This window comes from Levilactobacillus brevis (assembly GCA_021383565.1).
Lineage (GTDB): Bacteria > Bacillota > Bacilli > Lactobacillales > Lactobacillaceae > Levilactobacillus > Levilactobacillus brevis_B.
Genome location: CP079699.1, coordinates 1,305,920 through 1,324,917, shown reverse-complemented (window position 1 = coordinate 1,324,917; position 18,998 = coordinate 1,305,920). Strand labels below are relative to the sequence as shown.

Below are 18,998 nucleotides of genomic sequence, written 5' to 3'. Positions count from 1 at the left end.
TTAACCATTATTTAAGTGCATTGACCTAGCTGGTGATAAATGACTGTGGTACACTTTATGTAGCGTTATAAGAGGGTTGATATTGGGCGCTGTGACGGCGACTATGAAATTCTGCTGGTGACACAGCGTGGCTGGGATAACGGGCTAAAATGACGATTGTACTGTCATTATCAGCTAGGAGTGAAGCGACCTTTGCCGTCAGCACGATTAATGCGCAACCCTTGAATAAAATTATGGTATATTGGTTAGGCTGAATGTTTAACCGGTAAGCTATAACCAGTGTCCAGCAATAAATAACCACAGAAAGGAAGCAGGCCCGCTCATGAAGAGAGAAGAACAGTTGACCCAGACGCATGCGGCGATCTTAAAAGCCGCACGGGAACAGTTCCTGGCGCAGGGATATCAAGCCACTTCGACTCGTGAAATTGCCAAGCAAGTCGGCATCACGCAGCCGGCGTTGTATCATCATTTTAGTGATAAGGAGGTCATCTTCCTCGAAGTCATTAAGACGGTGGGGGCCGAGATTAAGGCGGGGATTACCACTGTCGTGAGTCAAATCCAGCCGGATGCCGACCCCGTGGATGCCCTGACGGCCGTTACCGAGGTGTTGACCGCGGCCCATCCCCGAGACGTGTTTACGGTGATTCACGGGAGCTTTAAGTTCCTCAAGCCGGAGAATAAGCGGCAATTGGGGATGGTCTTCATGCAAGACTACCTGATGCCCTTGACCAGCTTCTTTGAGACCGGTGTCGTGAGCTTACAAGCGGGCGTCCAGGCCCAGGATGCCGCGTCCTTCTATCTGACCAGTCTGAGCCCGCTGTTTAATACCTTCCACCACGTGGGTCCGGCCGACGCCTCCCAGCACGAGCAGACGCTGGCGCTGGTGCGGTTAATTTTATTTGGCGTTGCCCTGAAGAAGTAAGACTTCATTATTGACAATTACCCAAAATACTAGTACTATATCATTTGTATGCAACTGTGAACTGAAATTGAGCGCACCGATCTATTGTCCGGTAGCGTCCATTATAAGAAGCCAAAAGCAAACTGCGGGTTTGTTTTTGGATTTTTTTTGCCAAAAAACCGGCTGATTATGCAAATGTAATCAAAATGTAATATTTGGTTTTTGACCAGTCCACAGAATAAATAGGAGAGGTGAACAACTTGGCAGGACACTTAGTGAAATACGGGAAACACCGTACTCGCCGTAGCTATTCGCGGATCAAGGAAGTCCTTGATCTCCCTAACTTAATCGAGATTCAGACCAATTCCTACAACTGGTTCCTCGATGAAGGTTTACGGGATATGTTCGACGACATCATGCCAATCGAAGATTTTCAAGGGAACCTTTCGTTAGAGTTTGTTGATTATCAATTACTGGAACCCAAATATACGGTCGATGAAGCACGGGAGCACGATGCCAATTTCTCAGCACCACTGCACGTGACCTTACGCTTAACCAACCATGAAACGGGCGAAATCAAATCGCAAGACGTCTTCTTCGGTGACTTCCCATTAATGACGGCCCAAGGGACCTTTATCATTAACGGGGCAGAACGGGTTATTGTTTCTCAATTAGTCCGGTCACCAGGCGTTTACTTCAATGAAGATACGGATAAGAACGGTCGGACCGTCTTCGGTGCCACGGTCATCCCTAACCGGGGAGCTTGGCTCGAATTTGAAACGGATGCTAAGAACATCTCCTACGTGCGGATTGACCGGACGCGGAAGATTCCAATGACTGAATTGGTTCGGGCATTAGGTTTCGGTTCCGACGATGAAATCTTGGATATCTTGGGCGACAACGAAAGCCTATCCAACACGTTGGAAAAGGATATCCACAAGAACACCGACGATTCACGTGTCGAAGAGTCCTTAAAGGACATCTACGAACGTCTACGTCCAGGTGAACCTAAGACGGCCGACTCTTCACGGAGCCTGTTAACGGCGCGGTTTTTTGATCCTAAGCGTTACGACATGGCACCTGTTGGGCGTTACAAGACCAACAAGAAGCTCAGCCTGAAGACCCGTTTGCTCGGCTTAACCTTAGCTGAAACGTTAGCTGACCCAGATACTGGTGAAGTTATCGCGCAAAAGGGAACGGTTGTTGACAAGGATGTTATGAAGACCTTGGCTCCATACCTGGACCAAGACGACTTCAAGATGGTGACGTTCCAACCTTCAGACGAAGCCGTTGTAACGGAACCCCTGAAGTTACAAATCATCAAGGTCCAATCCCCAGAAGACCCAGAACAAGAAGTTCCCGTTATTGGGAATGGCAACATTGATATCAAGCTGAAGCACATTCGCCCAGCCGACATCATCGCTTCCATGAACTACTTCTTCGATCTGCAAATCGGGATTGGCAGTACCGATGATATTGACCACTTGGGTAACCGGCGGATTCGTTCCGTGGGTGAATTGTTGCAAAACCAATTCCGGATCGGGTTATCCCGGATGGAACGGGTGGTTCGTGAACGGATGTCGATTCAAGACGCCGCTACGGTTACGCCACAACAATTGATCAACATTCGGCCAGTGGTTGCTTCCATTAAGGAATTCTTCGGTTCTTCTCAACTGTCACAATTCATGGACCAGACTAACCCCTTGGGTGAATTAACCCATAAGCGTCGGTTGTCTGCCCTGGGACCTGGTGGGTTGACGCGTGACCGTGCCGGTTATGAAGTCCGGGACGTGCACTACACCCACTACGGTCGGATGTGCCCAATTGAAACGCCTGAAGGTCCTAACATCGGACTGATTAACAGTCTGTCCAGTTACGCCCGGGTTAACAAGTATGGGTTCATCGAAACACCATACCGTCGTGTTTCTTGGGACACGCACATGGTTACCGACAAGATCGATTACCTGACTGCCGACGAAGAAGATAACTACGTCGTTGCCCAAGCTAACACGCCGTTGAACGATGACGGTTCCTTCGCCACGGATACCATCATGGCCCGTGATGAAGATAACAACATCGAAACCACGGCTGACAAGATTGACTACATGGACGTTTCGCCTAAGCAAGTTGTTGCCGTGGCCACGGCATGTATTCCTTTCTTGGAAAACGATGACTCTAACCGTGCCCTGATGGGGGCCAACATGCAACGGCAAGCTGTGCCATTGCTGGACCCTCACGCCCCATTAGTTGGGACGGGTATCGAATACAAGGCTGCGCATGACTCCGGGGTTGCTTTAATTAGCCAACACGCCGGGACCGTTGAATACGTTGATGCTCGTGAAATCCGGGTACGGCGTGACGATGATGCGTTAGACACATACAAGCTGATGAAGTTCCGCCGGTCAAACGGTGGTAAGAACTACAACCAACGGCCAATCGTTAAGGTCGGCGATCACGTCGATGACGATGAAATCTTGGCTGATGGTCCTTCCATGGAAAATGGGGAACTCGCTTTAGGGCAAAACCCATTAGTGGCCTTCATGACTTGGCAAGGGTACAACTTCGAAGATGCCATCGGGATCAACGAGCGGTTGGTTCGCGATGACGTTTACACGTCGATTCATATTGAAGAATACGAATCAGAAGCACGTGATACGAAGCTGGGACCTGAAGAAATGACCCGTGAAATTCCTAACGTCGGGGAAGATGCCCTGAAGAACTTGGACGAAGACGGTATTATCCGGATTGGTGCCGAAGTTCAAGACGGTGACATCTTGGTTGGTAAGGTAACGCCTAAGGGAGTTACGGAATTATCAGCCGAAGAACGTTTGCTCCATGCCATCTTTGGTGAAAAGGCCCGTGAAGTTCGGGATACTTCATTGAAGGTACCGCATGGTGGTGGCGGGATTATCCAGGACGTTAAGATCTTTACCCGTGAAAATGGGGATGAATTATCACCTGGTGTCAACATGATGGTTCGGGTCTACATCGCCCAAAAGCGGAAGATCCAAGTTGGTGACAAGATGTCTGGTCGTCATGGGAACAAGGGGACGGTTTCCGTTGTTATCCCACAAGAAGACATGCCATACATGCCAGATGGTACGCCAATCGACATCATGCTGAGTCCCATGGGTGTGCCTTCCCGGATGAACATCGGGCAAGTGCTCGAATTGCATTTAGGGATGGCTGCTCGGAAGTTAGGGATTCACGTCGCAACGCCTGTCTTCGATGGTGCCCGGGATACTGATATCGCGGATGCCTTGAAGGAAGCGGGGATGGCGAAGGATGCCAAGACCGTCTTATACGATGGCCGGACCGGTGAACCATTCGATAAGCGGGTTGCCGTTGGTGTCATGAACTACCTGAAGTTGGCCCACATGGTCGACGACAAGATGCACGCCCGTTCCATTGGACCTTACTCATTGGTTACCCAACAACCCCTTGGTGGGAAAGCACAATTTGGTGGCCAGCGGTTTGGTGAAATGGAAGTTTGGGCCTTGGAAGCTTACGGTGCCGCTTATACGTTACAAGAAATCTTGACGTACAAGTCCGATGACGTGGTTGGTCGGGTTAAGACCTACGAAGCCATCGTTAAGGGCGATCCGATTCCAAAGCCGGGTGTCCCTGAATCATTCCGTGTTCTGGTCAAGGAACTCCAATCCTTAGGGCTGGACATGAAGGTCTTAAACGGGAACAACGAAGAAATCGAACTCCGCGATATGGACGACGATGACGATGATGTTGTGAACGTTGATGCGTTGAGCAAGTACGCCCAACAGCAAGAAGAGCAGCGCAAGGCGCAAGCTCAGGCCGACAGTGCCAAGACCACACCAGAAACTACGAAAAATGAAAGTCAACCGAACACACAAGACTAATTAATAAGGGAGGTCGCTTCTTTGGTCGATGTCAATAAGTTCGAAAGCATGCAGATCGGGCTGGCTTCACCTGATAAGATCCGTAGCTGGTCTTACGGGGAAGTTAAGAAGCCTGAAACCATCAACTACCGGACGTTAAAGCCTGAAAAAGACGGGCTATTCGACGAGCGGATTTTCGGTCCTACGAAGGACTGGGAATGTGCCTGTGGTAAGTACAAGCGGATCCGTTACAAGGGTGTCGTTTGTGACCGTTGTGGTGTCGAAGTTACCCGTTCTAAGGTACGTCGTGAACGGATGGGCCATATCGAATTGGCTGCACCTGTTACCCACATCTGGTACTTCAAGGGGATCCCAAGTCGGATGGGCTTGGTCCTCGACATGAGCCCTCGGGCACTTGAAGAAATCATCTACTTCGCATCCTACGTGGTTTTAGATCCAGGTAACACCCCATTGGAAAAGAAACAACTCCTTTCCGAACGGGACTACCGGGACAAGCTCGTAGAATACGGGAGCAAGGCCTTTAAGGCTGAAATGGGTGCCGAAGCCATCAAGAAGTTGTTGATGGCCGTAGACCTAGATAAAGAAGTTAAGGAATTAAAGGAAGAATTGAAGGAAGCCACTGGCCAGAAGCGGACGCGTGCCGTTCGTCGTTTGGACATCTTGGAAGCCTTCGTCACATCGGGTAACCGTCCGGAGTGGATGGTCATGGATGCGATTCCGGTTATTCCGCCTGACTTGCGGCCAATGGTACAACTCGAAGGTGGACGTTTCGCAACGTCTGACTTGAACGACTTGTACCGGCGGGTGATCAACCGGAACAGCCGGTTGAAGCGTTTGTTGGACTTAAATGCACCTGGGATCATCGTTCAAAACGAAAAGCGGATGCTACAAGAAGCCGTTGACGCCTTGATCGATAACGGTCGTCGTGGCCGTCCAGTTGCTGGTCCAGGTAACCGTCCATTGAAGTCTCTTTCACACATGTTGAAAGGGAAGCAAGGGCGGTTCCGTCAGAACTTGTTAGGGAAGCGGGTTGACTACTCTGGTCGTTCCGTTATCGATGTTGGTCCTTCCCTCAAGTTCAACCAAATGGGTCTGCCAGTTCCGATGGCTTTGGAATTATTCCGGCCATTCATCATGAAGGAATTGGTTGCCCGGGGCTTAGCTTCTAACATTAAGAATGCCAAGCGCCAAATTGACCGGGAAGATGACGATGTCTTCAACGTGCTTGAAGATGTTATCAAGGAACACCCAGTTCTGTTGAACCGGGCCCCTACGCTTCACCGTTTAGGGATTCAAGCGTTCGAACCCGTCTTGGTTAGTGGTAAAGCGATGCGTCTTCACCCATTGGCTTGTGAAGCTTACAACGCCGATTTCGATGGGGACCAAATGGCCATCCACGTGCCATTATCTGACGAAGCCCAGGCTGAAGCCCGTCTGCTGATGCTGGCTGCTCACCATATTCTGGCCCCTGCCAGTGGTAAGCCAGTCGTTGCGCCTTCTCAAGATATGGTTATCGGGAACTACTACCTGACCATGGAAGAAGATAACCGTGAAGGGGAAGGTATGATCTTTACCGACCTCAACGAAGCTGTTTTGGCTTACCGGAACGGTTTAGTTCACTGGCACAGTCGGGTTGGGGTGCAAGTCGCCTCAATGCCTGACAAGCCATTTACCGACGAACAACGCGGTAAGGTCATGGTCACGACCGTTGGGAAGTTGATCTTTAACAACATCCTGCCAAAGTCGTTCCCATACTTGAACGAACCAACCAGCACGAACCTGAACGGCTCTGTCCCTGACAAGTACTTCTTGGCACCGGGCGAAGACATTCACGATTACCTGCAAAATGCTGAATTAATTGGACCATTTAAGAAGGGCTTCTTGTCCGACATTATCGCGGCCGTTTACCAACAATACAAGGTGACTGAAACCTCCAAGTTGTTGGACCGGATTAAGGATTTGGGTTACGACGAATCCACTAAGTCTGGGTTAACGGTTGGGATGGTCGATGTTACCGACCTGAAGGAAAAGCCAGAGATTATCGATGCTGCCCACAAACAGGTGTCAACGGTAACGAAGCAATTCCGTCGTGGGTTGATTACCGACCACGAACGTTACGAACGGGTCATTGGAATCTGGAACGATGCCAAGGACGAAATTCAAAACGCCTTGATTCACAGTTTCGACCAGCAGAACCCTATCTTTATGATGAGTGATTCTGGTGCGCGTGGTAACATTTCTAACTTTACGCAGCTTGCCGGTATGCGGGGCTTGATGGCCGCTCCTAGTGGGGACATCATGGAGCTGCCAATCACGTCTAACTTCCGTGAAGGCCTGTCAGTGATGGAAATGTTCATTTCGACCCACGGTGCTCGTAAAGGGATGACCGATACGGCCCTCAAGACTGCCAACTCAGGTTACCTGACTCGGCGGTTGGTCGATGTTGCGCAAGACGTTATCATTCGGGAAAAGGATTGTGGTACCGACCGTGGTTTGAAGATTCGCGCTATCACTGATGGCAACGAAATGATCGAACCATTGTACGACCGGATCTTAGGGCGTTACACCCAAAAGACCGTCTACGATCCAAAGACTGGGGACGTTATCGTTCCTAAGAACCAAATGATCGTTGAAGACACCGCACAGAAGATTGTGGATGCTGGTGTTGAAGAAGTTACCATCCGTTCCGCCTTTACTTGCAACACTGAACATGGTGTTTGTGAACATTGTTATGGCCGGAACATGGCTACTGGTGACGAAGTTGAAGTTGGTGAAGCTGTTGGTACTGTTGCCGCGCAATCTATCGGTGAACCAGGTACGCAGCTGACCATGCGGAACTTCCATACCGGTGGTGTGGCTGGTAACGAAGATATTACTCAAGGGCTTCCTCGTGTTCAAGAATTGTTTGAATCCCGGAACCCTAAAGGTAAAGCTGAGATTACGGAAGTTACTGGGACGGTTGAATCCATCGAAGAAGACCCAGCTAACCGGACGAAGACGGTCACCATTAAGGGTGAAGCCGATACTCGGAGTTATGAATTACCAATCACTGCCCGCATGCGGGTCAGCGAAGGGGACTTCATTCACCGTGGTGGTGCTTTGAACTATGGGTCTGTCGATCCGAAGGAATTGCTGCGGGTTCGCGATGTCTTGTCAACTGAAACCTACATCTTGGGTGAAGTGCAACGGGTTTACCGGATGCAAGGTGTGGCTATCAGTGATAAGCACGTTGAAATCATGGTTCGCCAGATGTTACGGAAGGTTCGGATCATGGATCCGGGCGATACCGATGTTCTGCCTGGTACCTTGATGGATATCCAAGACTTCCGTCGCGCCAACTACCAGACATTAATCTCTGGTGGGATCGCGGCCACTGCCCGTCCAGTTATCTTGGGGATTACCAAGGCTGCCCTGGAAACCAACAGTTTCTTGTCAGCCGCTTCCTTCCAGGAAACGACTCGGGTCTTGACCGATGCCGCTATTCGGGGCAAGAACGACCCATTAGTTGGTTTGAAGGAAAACGTTATTATTGGGAAGATTATTCCTGCCGGGACTGGGATGCCAGATTACCGTCAGATCAAGCCCAAGGAAGTTGGCGGTTCGTCAACCGAAGGCGTCTACTCCATCAGCGATTTGGAAAAGCAAATGCAAGAAGACTCTCAAGCTTAGTTCACGCTAAGTCCGTTAGTCGGGGACTCATCAGAGATGGTGGGTCCTTTTTGTTTACGACAAAAAGAAAGAGTGGACCAAAAGGCGGTTAGTCGGTGAGCCTTAAACGGAATCGGCTACCTCTTAGCGCACGTTTCGACTATCTAAATTTTAGGGAGGTGTCCCAGATTTCAGAATATACGAAGTATTTTTCAAAATAAGTAATCTCAGCCGCTCCAAATGGCAAGTCATCGTCCGTCATCGGATCAGCCACCAGGCCACGGCGCTCACCACAAGATAGGGAAGAAAAGCTAGCCGTTCGCCGCACCGTGCCCGACTCAACGCCAGTCCGCAGGCGAGTAATAGCCAGTGGGCGGTGGCATTGAGTCCCCACAGTAGGGTATAGCTGAGAAACATATCCAAGTCGCCATCGCCAATCGTCGGCTGCGACCAGCGCGGCCACAGCCACCGGATGAGGGCAAAGAGGCTACCACCCACTAGCCAGACGGAAAGTGGGTGGGTCATCAGCACCAGTCCCATGGCCAGCCAACTCACCCAGCCGGGGAACGTCTGGCACTGCGCATCGCACAGCGCGGCGAAGGTCCAGAGCCCTAGCCACAGGACAACCCGGAGACTGAAGGGAGTGGCGACCGTCGTGGCGATTAGCCCAGCACCGACCTCCAGAAGAAAGGTGATCGGCGGAATGATGGCCGCGCAAGTCTGACATTTTCCCCGCACCAATAGGTAACTGGCCACCGGAACCAGCTGCCAGTAGGCCAAGGGGGTCTGACAGGTGTCGCAGTGCGACCGTGGAAAGAAGTAGGACGTCCCCCGGGCATAGCGGCTGGCCAGCGCGACCAGTAAAGAGCCGCAGCAGGCCCCGTAAATAAAGAGAATTGGGAGTAACATAACTATCACCTCTAATGCTTAACTCCGTAAAAATAGGTGAAATGTTTGGAACAAATACCGAAAACCTTTATTGACATGGGTTTTCAGGCGTGGTATTCTATTAAAGGTGCTTTTCGCAGACAGGTCTCGGGTATTCACTACCAGACATGCTGACTGACGGCGGGAGGGACACTTCAATTGAACCCGCGTCTGAGTGGTTTTTTTCTTTAACGAAAAATGAACCACCTGGATGTGTGGACTAAACTCAAGAATAAGAAAGGAGGACTATTTAGATGCCTACTATCAACCAATTGGTGCGTAAAGGTCGTAAATCTAAAAGTTCTAAATCAGATGCCCCAGCTTTAAACTACGGGTATAACAGTTTCAAAAAAGCTCAAGTTAAGAATCCAGCTCCACAAAAGCGTGGGGTTGCTACGCGTGTCGGTACCATGACACCAAAGAAGCCTAACTCAGCTTTACGGAAATATGCACGTGTGCGGTTGTCCAACTTAATTGAAGTGACTGCTTACATTCCTGGTATCGGTCATAACCTTCAAGAACATAGTGTTGTCTTAATCCGTGGTGGCCGGGTAAAGGATTTACCTGGGGTTCGTTACCACATCATCCGTGGTGCGCTCGATACTGCCGGTGTGACTGACCGTCGTCAAGGTCGTTCCAAGTATGGGACTAAGAAGCCTAAGGGCTAAGACGTACTATAAGACTGACTTGCACGGTTGCCGTCAAGCAGTCTGAAACAACATTCGAGGAGGATATTAACAATGCCTAGAAAAGGAAACGTACAAAAGCGTGAAGTCCTTCCTGATCCAATTTACAACTCAAAGTTGGTTACTCGTTTGATTAACCACACGATGATGGATGGGAAACGCGGGACTTCTACTAAAATTATTTATGGTGCCTTCGACATCATCAAGAACGAAACTGGTAACGATCCAGTTGAAGTTTTCGAAGAAGCAATGAAGAACGTTATGCCAGTCTTGGAAGTTAAGGCTCGGCGTGTTGGTGGGTCAAACTACCAAGTTCCAATCGAAGTACGTCCAGATCGCCGGACCACTTTAGGTCTTCGGTGGATGGTTCAGTACTCCCGTCTTCGTGGCGAACACACGATGGTTGAACGTCTTGCACGTGAAATCATGGATGCTGCCAACAACACGGGTGCAGCTGTTAAGAAGCGTGAAGATACGCACCAGATGGCTGATGCTAACCGTGCCTTCGCACACTACCGTTGGTAAAAAGCAGCTATCGCACTGCATTGCCAACAGTGTGATAAAATGTTGGAGCGGAGTGTTTTTAACACTTTCGTCTCTGGCTTAAGGGATTATTCCTTTAATCGAGAGGTGGCTACTTAATCAGTGTGATGATAGTAGCCACCTTTTGGCACAATCACAACCTATGATCAAATTGAGAGGAGTTACACATTAATCATGGCTAATACTCGTGAATTTCCGCTTGAGAAGACGCGTAACATTGGTATCATGGCTCATATTGATGCCGGTAAAACGACGACTACTGAGCGTATCCTGTATTATACTGGTAAGATCCACAAGATTGGTGAAACCCATGATGGGGCTTCACAAATGGACTGGATGGAACAAGAACAAGAACGGGGTATTACGATTACTTCCGCTGCGACGACTGCGGAATGGAAAGAACACCGGATCAACATCATCGATACTCCAGGACACGTGGACTTCACTGTTGAAGTTGAACGTTCCTTGCGGGTCCTTGATGGTGCCATCGCTGTCTTAGATGGTCAAGCCGGGGTTGAACCTCAGACCGAAACGGTTTGGCGTCAAGCTTCTGACTTCGATGTTCCCCGTATCGTTTTCGTTAACAAGATGGATAAGCTGGGTGCCGACTTCGACTTCTCAGTGAACTCCCTCCACGAACGTCTGCAAGCCAATGCCGTTGCTTTGCAAATGGCTATCGGTGCCGAAGATGACTTCGCCGGTGTTGTTGACTTAATCGAAATGAAGGCCTACGTTTACGACAAGGATAAGTTAGGTTCTTCATGGGATACGGTTGAAATTCCTGATGACATGAAGGAAGAAGCCCAAAAGCGCCATGAAGGTATCATCGAAAGCGTTGCTGACGTTGACGATGAAATCATGGAAAAGTACCTCGAAGGTGAAGAAATCACCAAAGAGGAATTGAAGGCTGCTATCCGTCGGGCAACGTTACGTTTGGACATGTTCCCTGTCTTTGCTGGTTCTGCCTTCAAGGATAAGGGTGTTCAGATGTTGATGGATGCCGTTATCGACTACTTGCCATCACCATTGGACGTTAAGCCATACAACGCCACGGTTCCTGATACTGATGAAGCCGTTACGTTACGTGCGAACGATGACGATCCTTTCGCTGCCTTGGCTTTCAAGGTTGCCACCGATCCATTCGTTGGTCGTTTGACTTACATCCGGGTTTACTCCGGTACTCTGGAAGCTGGTTCTTACGTGCTGAACTCCACGAAGGACAAGCGTGAACGTGTTGGTCGTTTGCTGCAAATGCACTCAAACCACCGTCAAGAAATTCCAGAAGTCTTCTCCGGTGATATTGCCGGGGCCATTGGTTTGAAGAACACCACGACTGGTGACTCTTTGACTGACCCTGATCACCCATTACACTTGGAATCAATGAACTTCCCTGATCCTGTGATCCAGGTTGCCGTTGAACCTAAGACGAAGGCTGACCAAGACAAGATGAACAACGCTCTGCAAAAGCTTTCTGAAGAAGATCCTACTTTCAAGGCTGAAACTAACCCTGAAACTGGTGAAACGCTGATCGCCGGAATGGGTGAACTTCACTTGGATATCATCATCGACCGGATGAAGCGTGAATTCAAGGTTGAAGCGAACATTGGTGCACCTCAAGTTGCCTACCGTGAAGCCTTCACGAAGTCAACTAAGGTCCAAGGTAAGTTCGTTCGTCAATCCGGTGGTAAAGGTCAATATGGTGACGTTTGGATCGAATTCACCCCTAACGAACGTGGTAAGGGTTACGAATTCGAAGACGCTATCGTTGGTGGGGTTGTTCCTCGTGAATTTATCCCTTCAGTTGACCAAGGTCTGCAAGAAGCCATGGCAAACGGTGTCTTAGCCGGTTACCCACTGGTTGATGTTAAGGCCAAGTTATACGATGGTAGTTACCATGAAGTCGATTCTAGTGAAGCAGCCTTCAAGGTTGCCGCTTCCTTGGCTTTACGGAATGCCGTTAAGTCTGCTGGTCCCGTTATCCTGGAACCAATCATGAAGGTTGATATCCTGGTACCAGAAGAATACATGGGTGATATCATGGGCCAAGTTACCGCACGTCGTGGTAAGGTTGATGGTATGGAAGCTCGTGGGAACGCACAAATGATTCACTCCTTCGTTCCGTTAGCCGAAATGTTCGGTTACGCGACGACGTTACGTTCTGCTTCTCAAGGTCGTGGTACCTTTACCATGACGTTTGACCACTACGAACCAACGCCTAAGAGTGTTCAAGCTGATATTATCAAGAAGAATGGCGGTACTCCAGTCGAAGACTAGGGTCGCGTGATTCTCTGAAATGAAACGTCCTACCTTTATGGTGGGGCGTTTTTTTGTGGGTTGAGCGGGGAAAAGGGGTGATTAGCTGGTGTTCATTGCGGCTGACGCCCGCTCAACATGGGCCAAGCAGAGGTGGAGTTCTAGCCGAGACGATAGTAACCAAGCAATCCGTACCTGACAGCGTGTGGTGCTTTGCGTTATAATAATCCTCGTGCGTCTACATTGGTATTGGAGAGTGAGTTATGGAGGAACTGTTTGAACGGGCACCGATTCCGCGAGCGTATTTCAAGCTGGCGCTACCCGTTGTGTTAAGTATGGTGGCCAGCATGATTTACAATCTGGCCGATACATTTTTCGTTTCGCAAACGCAGACCACCAACCTGGTCGCCGGGGTGGCGCTGTGTACGCCGTTGTTTTCCTTCCTGATTGCGATTGGCGACATCTTCGGCTTAGGGGGGAGTTCGTTAATCTCCCGCTTGCTGGGAGAGAAGGCCTACGCGACGGGGAGCCGTGTCAGTAGCTTTTGCCTGTACGGGGCAGTTGGATTAGGCTTCGTAACCACGGTGTTTCTGCTGGCTTTTACCCGGCCGATTCTGCACCTGTTGGGCGCAACGCCGGCAACCTACACCTACGCGTCTCAGTTCTACCGCATCATGGCGATTGGCGCGATGCCAATCATCGTGTCGATTGTGCCCGGTAACCTGATCAGAACGGAAGGCTTTGCCACCCAGTCGATGGTCGGGACGATGGTGGGAACGGTGATTACCATCATCTTAGACCCACTGTTAATCTTCCCACTCGGCATGGGCGCCGCTGGGGCCGCGTTAGCCACCGTGATTGGCTACACGATTTCGGCGATTCTGCTGGTCTATCTGACGAAACGCTATTGTCAGGTCATCTCGATTGACCCTAAGATCAGTCGGATCGACAGTCAGTTGATTCGTCAGGTCCTGTTCATCGGGATTCCGGGGTCGATTACCAACCTGATGCAGGCGTTTGGGACGGCTGTGTTGAACCGCTATTTGGTGGACTACGGGCCGACCCGTGTGGCCGCCATGGGGATTGTCCTGAAGGTCTACATGATTATCATGTTGGTGATGGTCGGTTTTGCCTTTGGTGCGCAGCCGCTGATTGGCTATACCTTTGGTGCGAAGAACATGGCACGGTTCAAGAAGATTCTGCACTTTGATCTGCTGGTGGAAGTGGGGTATGCCTTGATCTTGGCCATAGTCTTGATGGTCTTTGCCCCCCAGATTATTGGGTTGTTCCTACATAATCAAGCTGTGATTACCGCCGGGACATATATGCTCCGGGTCTTCCTGGTGACGACGCCGTTTGTTGGTGCTGTACTGGTCTACACAACTGTTTTCCAGAGTACGGGGAAGGCGAGTGGGGCCTTTATCATGTCGATTGCCCGGCAAGGCGTGGTCTTCTACGTGATGATTGTACTCGGTGCGCACGTGCTAGGGTATCATGGGGTCATTTGGGCTCAGCCGGCTTCCGATGTGATTACCTGCTTGATGGGTTGGCTCTTGGCGAAGATCCTATTTAATAGGAAGAAGCTGGATTAATTTGGGTTAACTAAGTCGGTTCAGCCTCTGAGCGCGTAAGGCGGTCGTGCGGTTGTCGGTGAGACGGTTTAAAAGCCCCATTGTGGGCCACCGCCTTGATAATTTCGTTTACGATGAGTTGACTGATATCAAATTGGTCAGCGATTTCACAAGAAAATTCGATTAATTGTGCGAAAACCCTTGCCAGCCGGCGTTTTATTTAGTATGATAGTCAAGTGCTAAAATTCTGACGGTGTTTTCGAACACCCCGGGGTAAGCTCAAAAGTTTAAGCGATGATGTGGGAGATTGCGACACACCCGGCCGCTTTGCCATGAGGGTGTGGCGGGAATTTCCACGGAGTTAGTCTTATTTTTAAAATAGACGAAGGAGGGAACACAATGGCAAAACAAAAAATTCGGATTCGGTTGAAGGCATACGAACATCGTATCCTCGACCAATCAGCGGACAAGATCGTTGAAACTGCTAAGAGAACTGGTGCCACTATCTCTGGTCCAATTCCATTACCAACTGAACGGACGATCTACACCGTATTACGTTCACCACATAAGTTTAAGGACTCACGTGAACAATTCGAAATGCGGACGCACAAGCGTTTGATCGATATCGTTAACCCAACGCCAAAGACAGTTGACTCATTAATGAAGCTCGACTTGCCTAGTGGTGTGGACATCGAAATCAAGTTATAATTTTTCAAAATAAATACAATATAATCGGAGGTGTACTCATGACCACAAAAGGAATCTTAGGGAAAAAGGTCGGGATGACGCAAGTCTTCACTGATGCTGGCGAATTAATCCCCGTTACTGTTGTCGAAGCAACCCCAAACGTAGTGTTGCAAGTTAAGACGATGGAAAACGACGGTTACGATGCCATTCAACTTGGTTACCAAGACAAGCGTGAAGTACTCAGCAACAAGCCCGAACAAGGTCATGTAGCAAAAGCAAACACGACTCCTAAGCGCTTCATTCGTGAATTCAGAGATGTTGAGCTGGGAGATTACAAGGTAGCAGACGAAGTTAAAGTTGATACCTTCCAAGCAGGAGACATCGTTGATGTCACTGGTGTCACTAAAGGTCATGGATACCAAGGTAACATTCATAAAGATGGTCAAAGCCGTGGCCCTATGGCCCATGGTTCTCGTTACCACCGTCGTCCAGGTTCTCTGGGTGCTATCATCAACCGGGTATTCCCTGGCATGAAGCTTCCAGGTCGGATGGGTAACAAGCAAGTTACTATCCAAAACCTTGTGATCGTTAAGGCTGACGTGGATAACAACGTTCTGTTGATTAAGGGCAATGTGCCTGGTGCCAACAAGTCACTCGTTACTGTTAAGAGTGCTGTTCGCCCACCACGTCCTAAGCATTCAGAAAACTAATTAGGAAGGGAGGATAATTAAATGACAAGCGTAGCATTATACAAACAAGATGGTAGCCAAAACGGCGACGTTACGTTGAACGCCGATATCTTCGGTGTTGAACCTAACGAAAGCGTCGTATTCGACACAATCCTGATGCAACGGGCATCCATGCGCCAAGGAACTCACGCCGTTAAGAACCGGAGTGCCGTTCGTGGTGGTGGTAAGAAGCCATGGCGTCAAAAGGGTACTGGTCGGGCACGTCAAGGTTCAATCCGTTCACCACAATGGGTTGGTGGTGGTGTGGTCTTTGGCCCTACCCCTCGCTCTTACAGTTACCGCCTTCCTAAGAAGGTTAGCCGTTTAGCATTAAAGTCCGTTCTTTCTCAAAAGGTTCTCGATGATAACTTCGTCCTTGTTGACGGTTTAGCATTCGATGCACCTAAGACGAAAGAATTTGCTTCAGTGCTTGCTGGTTTGAATGTCACGACTAAGACGTTGGTTGTCCTTGAAGATGACAACGTTACTGCTGCTTTAGCAGCCCGCAACTTAGCCAACGTTAAGGTTATTCCTGCCAAGAGCTTGAATGTCCTCGACATTGCTGATGCTGATAAGTTAGTGATCACGCAACCAGCTCTTTCTCAAGTAGAGGAGGTGCTCGCATAATGGAAGCACGTGACATTATTTTACGCCCAGTTGTTACTGAAGCCTCAATGGCAACTATGGACGACAAGCGTTACACGTTCGACGTTGATGTACGAGCAACTAAGACTCAAGTCAAGCATGCCATTGAAGACATCTTTGACGTTAAGGTTGTTAAGGTCAACATCATGAACTTAAAGGGTAAGAAGAAGCGTCAAGGACGTTACGAAGGCTACACTAAGAAGCGTCGTAAGGCCATTGTCAGCTTATCTGCCGACTCAAAAGAAATCAAGTTATTCAACGAAGAATAAAATCTCAGATATAGGAGGGAAATAACGTGGCGATTAAGAAATACAAACCAACAAGCAATGGTCGTCGTAACATGACGAGCTTGGTTTACAAAGACGTCATCACTAAGACGACTCCTGAAAAGTCATTGCTTGATTCACAAAGTCACACTGCCGGCCGTAACAACGCTGGTAAGATGACTGTCCGTCATCGTGGCGGTGGTAACAAGCGTCAATACCGGATCATCGACTTCAAGCGTATCAAGGATGATGTCCCAGCAACGGTTAAGGCGATCGAATACGATCCTAACCGGACTGCTAACATTGCCTTATTAGTTTACGCTGACGGTGTTAAGTCTTACATTATTGCGCCTAAGGGCTTAAAGGTTGGCGACAAGGTTCAATCTGGTCCAGAAGCTGATATCAAGACGGGTAACGCATTACCATTAGCTAACATTCCATTCGGTACTGTTATTCACAACATCGAATTGAAGCCAGGTAAGGGTGGCCAATTGGTACGTTCTGCTGGGACTTCAGCACAATCGTTAGGTAAAGCTAACGATGACAAGTACGTGTTAGTTCGGTTATCATCTGGTGAAGTTCGGATGGTTCTGAAGGTTAACCGTGCAACGATCGGTGCCGTAGGTAACGAAGAACATGAATTGGTTAACGTTGGTAAAGCCGGCCGGACTCGTTGGGCTGGTCAACGTCCTCACGTTCGTGGTTCAGTTATGAACCCTAACGATCACCCACATGGTGGTGGTGAAGGTAAGGCACCTGTTGGTTTACCATCTCCTCTTTCTCCATGGGGTAAGAAGACTGTTGGTAAGAAGACGCGTTCTAAGAAGAACAAGAGCAACAAGTTCATCGTACGTCGTCGTAAAGGTTCCAAGATGTAATAATCCGGTTATCCGGATGTCAAGAGACCTGGTGATCATCGCATTTAGCGATGCGCCACAAGTAGAGGAGGTTTCATAATGGGTCGTAGTTTGAAAAAAGGACCTTTCGCCGATGCGCACTTATTAAAGAAGATTGATGCGCAGAAGGATCAAGACAAGAAAGCTGTCATCAAGACCTGGTCCCGCCGGTCTACTATTTTCCCTAGCTTTATTGGTTTTACCATTGCTGTATATGATGGACGGAAGCATGTCCCAGTTTACATTCAAGAAGATATGGTAGGCCACAAGCTTGGCGAATTCGTACCAACCCGGACTTTCCGTGGTCATGGTGGCGACGATAAAACAACTCGTTGATAAGGAGGATTAACTAATGGCTGAACAAGTTACATCAGCGCAAGCGACTGCTAAGACGGTTCGGATTGCTGCTCGCAAAGTCCGCCTTGTCATCGATCTTATCCGCGGCAAGAGCGTCGCTGAAGCGATCGCTATTTTAAAGTTCACACCGCGTGGAGCATCACCGGTTGTGGCAAAGGTATTGAACTCAGCAATTGCTAACGCAGAAAACAATTTTGACTTAGATCGTCAAGATTTAGTTGTTAGCGAAGCCTATGTGAACGAAGGACCAACCCTTAAGCGGTTCCGTCCTCGTGCCAAAGGCTCTGCTTCACCAATCAACAAACGTACGAGTCACATTACGGTTGTTGTATCTGAAAAAGAGGAGGGATAACGCGTGGGTCAAAAAGTAAATCCAACTGGATTACGGGTCGGTATCATTCGCGACTGGGAAGCAAAGTGGTATGCTGAAAAGGATTTCGCTGCTTACCTGAAGGAAGACCTTCAAATCCGTAAATTTATCGAAAAGCGTCTCGTTGACGCATCTGTATCAACTGTTGAGATTGAACGGGCTGCAAACCGCGTCAACATCTCAATTCACACTGCCAAGCCAGGAATGGTTATTGGTAAGGGTGGTTCAGAAGTCGAAAATCTCCGTAAGGAATTGAACGACTTAACTGGCAAGCGTGTCCACATCAACATCGTGGAAATCAAGAAGCCAGATCTGGACGCCAAATTGGTTGGCGAAAACATCGCCCGTCAATTGGAAGGTCGGGTTGCATTCCGTCGCGCTATGCGTGGAACGATGCAACGGACCATGCGTTCTGGTGCCAAGGGTATCAAGACGCAAGTATCAGGCCGTTTGAACGGTGCTGACATGTCCCGTGTCGAAAGCTATGCTGAAGGTACGGTTCCTCTGCACACGTTACGTGCTGATATTGATTACGCTTGGGTAGAAGCTCACACCACTTATGGTTCTCTGGGTGTTAAGACCTGGATCTACCGTGGCGAAATTCTGCCTGAAAAGAAACAATCTAACGGACAAGGAGGGAAATAG

16 protein-coding genes are annotated in these 18,998 nt (G+C 49.2%); 15 read left to right on the top strand and 1 reads right to left on the bottom strand.

Annotated elements, in window-relative coordinates; genetic code table 11:
* Nucleotides 1-322: 322 nt before the first annotated feature.
* The 3 genes from KB236_06220 (at nucleotide 323) to rpoC (ending at nucleotide 8,445) form a co-directional block, all read left to right on the top strand.
* Nucleotides 323-922 (top strand): TetR/AcrR family transcriptional regulator, encoded by a 600-nt coding sequence (locus tag KB236_06220; protein UIF28162.1) that lies wholly within the window; start codon nucleotides 323-325, stop codon nucleotides 920-922.
* 239 nt (nucleotides 923-1,161) lie between these two features.
* A complete protein-coding gene (locus KB236_06215; protein ID UIF28161.1) occupies nucleotides 1,162-4,776 on the top strand; it encodes a DNA-directed RNA polymerase subunit beta in 3,615 nt (1,204 codons plus the stop codon).
* Nucleotides 4,777-4,797: 21 nt separating this feature from the next.
* Nucleotides 4,798-8,445, top strand: coding sequence for a DNA-directed RNA polymerase subunit beta' (rpoC, locus tag KB236_06210; protein UIF28160.1), 3,648 nt, complete (start codon nucleotides 4,798-4,800; stop codon nucleotides 8,443-8,445).
* A 237-nt stretch (nucleotides 8,446-8,682) separates the two neighbouring features.
* On the opposite strand, the gene KB236_06205 is transcribed toward rpoC, so the two are convergent.
* Nucleotides 8,683-9,333: a prepilin peptidase gene (locus tag KB236_06205; protein ID UIF30308.1), complete on the bottom strand. Its 651-nt coding sequence runs from the start codon at nucleotides 9,331-9,333 to the stop codon at nucleotides 8,683-8,685.
* A gap of 272 nt (nucleotides 9,334-9,605) precedes the next feature.
* Between KB236_06205 and rpsL the strand changes: the two genes are divergently transcribed.
* The 12 genes from rpsL (at nucleotide 9,606) to rpsC (ending at nucleotide 18,998) form a co-directional block, all read left to right on the top strand.
* Nucleotides 9,606-10,019, top strand: coding sequence for a 30S ribosomal protein S12 (gene rpsL, locus KB236_06200; GenBank protein UIF28159.1), 414 nt, complete (start codon nucleotides 9,606-9,608; stop codon nucleotides 10,017-10,019).
* A gap of 72 nt (nucleotides 10,020-10,091) precedes the next feature.
* Nucleotides 10,092-10,562 carry a 30S ribosomal protein S7 gene (gene rpsG / locus KB236_06195; protein UIF28158.1) on the top strand — a complete coding sequence of 157 codons (471 nt, stop codon included), beginning with the start codon at nucleotides 10,092-10,094 and terminating at the stop codon, nucleotides 10,560-10,562.
* A gap of 192 nt (nucleotides 10,563-10,754) precedes the next feature.
* Complete coding sequence (fusA, locus tag KB236_06190) at nucleotides 10,755-12,854, top strand: elongation factor G (protein ID UIF28157.1); 2,100 nt, start codon at nucleotides 10,755-10,757, stop codon at nucleotides 12,852-12,854.
* Nucleotides 12,855-13,096: 242 nt separating this feature from the next.
* On the top strand, nucleotides 13,097-14,425 hold the full coding sequence (locus KB236_06185) for an MATE family efflux transporter (GenBank protein UIF28156.1): 1,329 nt from the start codon (nucleotides 13,097-13,099) through the stop codon (nucleotides 14,423-14,425).
* Between the two features lie 378 nt (nucleotides 14,426-14,803).
* Nucleotides 14,804-15,112 carry a 30S ribosomal protein S10 gene (gene rpsJ / locus KB236_06180; GenBank protein UIF28155.1) on the top strand — a complete coding sequence of 103 codons (309 nt, stop codon included), beginning with the start codon at nucleotides 14,804-14,806 and terminating at the stop codon, nucleotides 15,110-15,112.
* Nucleotides 15,113-15,150: 38 nt separating this feature from the next.
* Nucleotides 15,151-15,801 (top strand): 50S ribosomal protein L3, encoded by a 651-nt coding sequence (gene rplC / locus KB236_06175; GenBank protein UIF28154.1) that lies wholly within the window; start codon nucleotides 15,151-15,153, stop codon nucleotides 15,799-15,801.
* Nucleotides 15,802-15,822: 21 nt separating this feature from the next.
* Complete coding sequence (gene rplD / locus KB236_06170) at nucleotides 15,823-16,446, top strand: 50S ribosomal protein L4 (protein UIF28153.1); 624 nt, start codon at nucleotides 15,823-15,825, stop codon at nucleotides 16,444-16,446.
* Complete coding sequence (rplW, locus tag KB236_06165) at nucleotides 16,446-16,733, top strand: 50S ribosomal protein L23 (GenBank protein UIF28152.1); 288 nt, start codon at nucleotides 16,446-16,448, stop codon at nucleotides 16,731-16,733. Before rplD ends, rplW begins: the two co-directional genes overlap by 1 nt.
* A gap of 26 nt (nucleotides 16,734-16,759) precedes the next feature.
* Nucleotides 16,760-17,608, top strand: a complete 849-nt coding sequence (gene rplB, locus KB236_06160) for a 50S ribosomal protein L2 (protein UIF28151.1) — start codon at nucleotides 16,760-16,762, stop codon at nucleotides 17,606-17,608.
* A gap of 78 nt (nucleotides 17,609-17,686) precedes the next feature.
* Nucleotides 17,687-17,962, top strand: coding sequence for a 30S ribosomal protein S19 (rpsS, locus tag KB236_06155; protein UIF28150.1), 276 nt, complete (start codon nucleotides 17,687-17,689; stop codon nucleotides 17,960-17,962).
* A 16-nt stretch (nucleotides 17,963-17,978) separates the two neighbouring features.
* The gene (gene rplV / locus KB236_06150) at nucleotides 17,979-18,335 is read left to right on the top strand and encodes a 50S ribosomal protein L22 (protein UIF28149.1); all 357 of its coding nucleotides are present in this window, start codon (nucleotides 17,979-17,981) and stop codon (nucleotides 18,333-18,335) included.
* Nucleotides 18,336-18,338: 3 nt separating this feature from the next.
* A complete protein-coding gene (gene rpsC / locus KB236_06145) occupies nucleotides 18,339-18,998 on the top strand; it encodes a 30S ribosomal protein S3 (protein UIF28148.1) in 660 nt (219 codons plus the stop codon).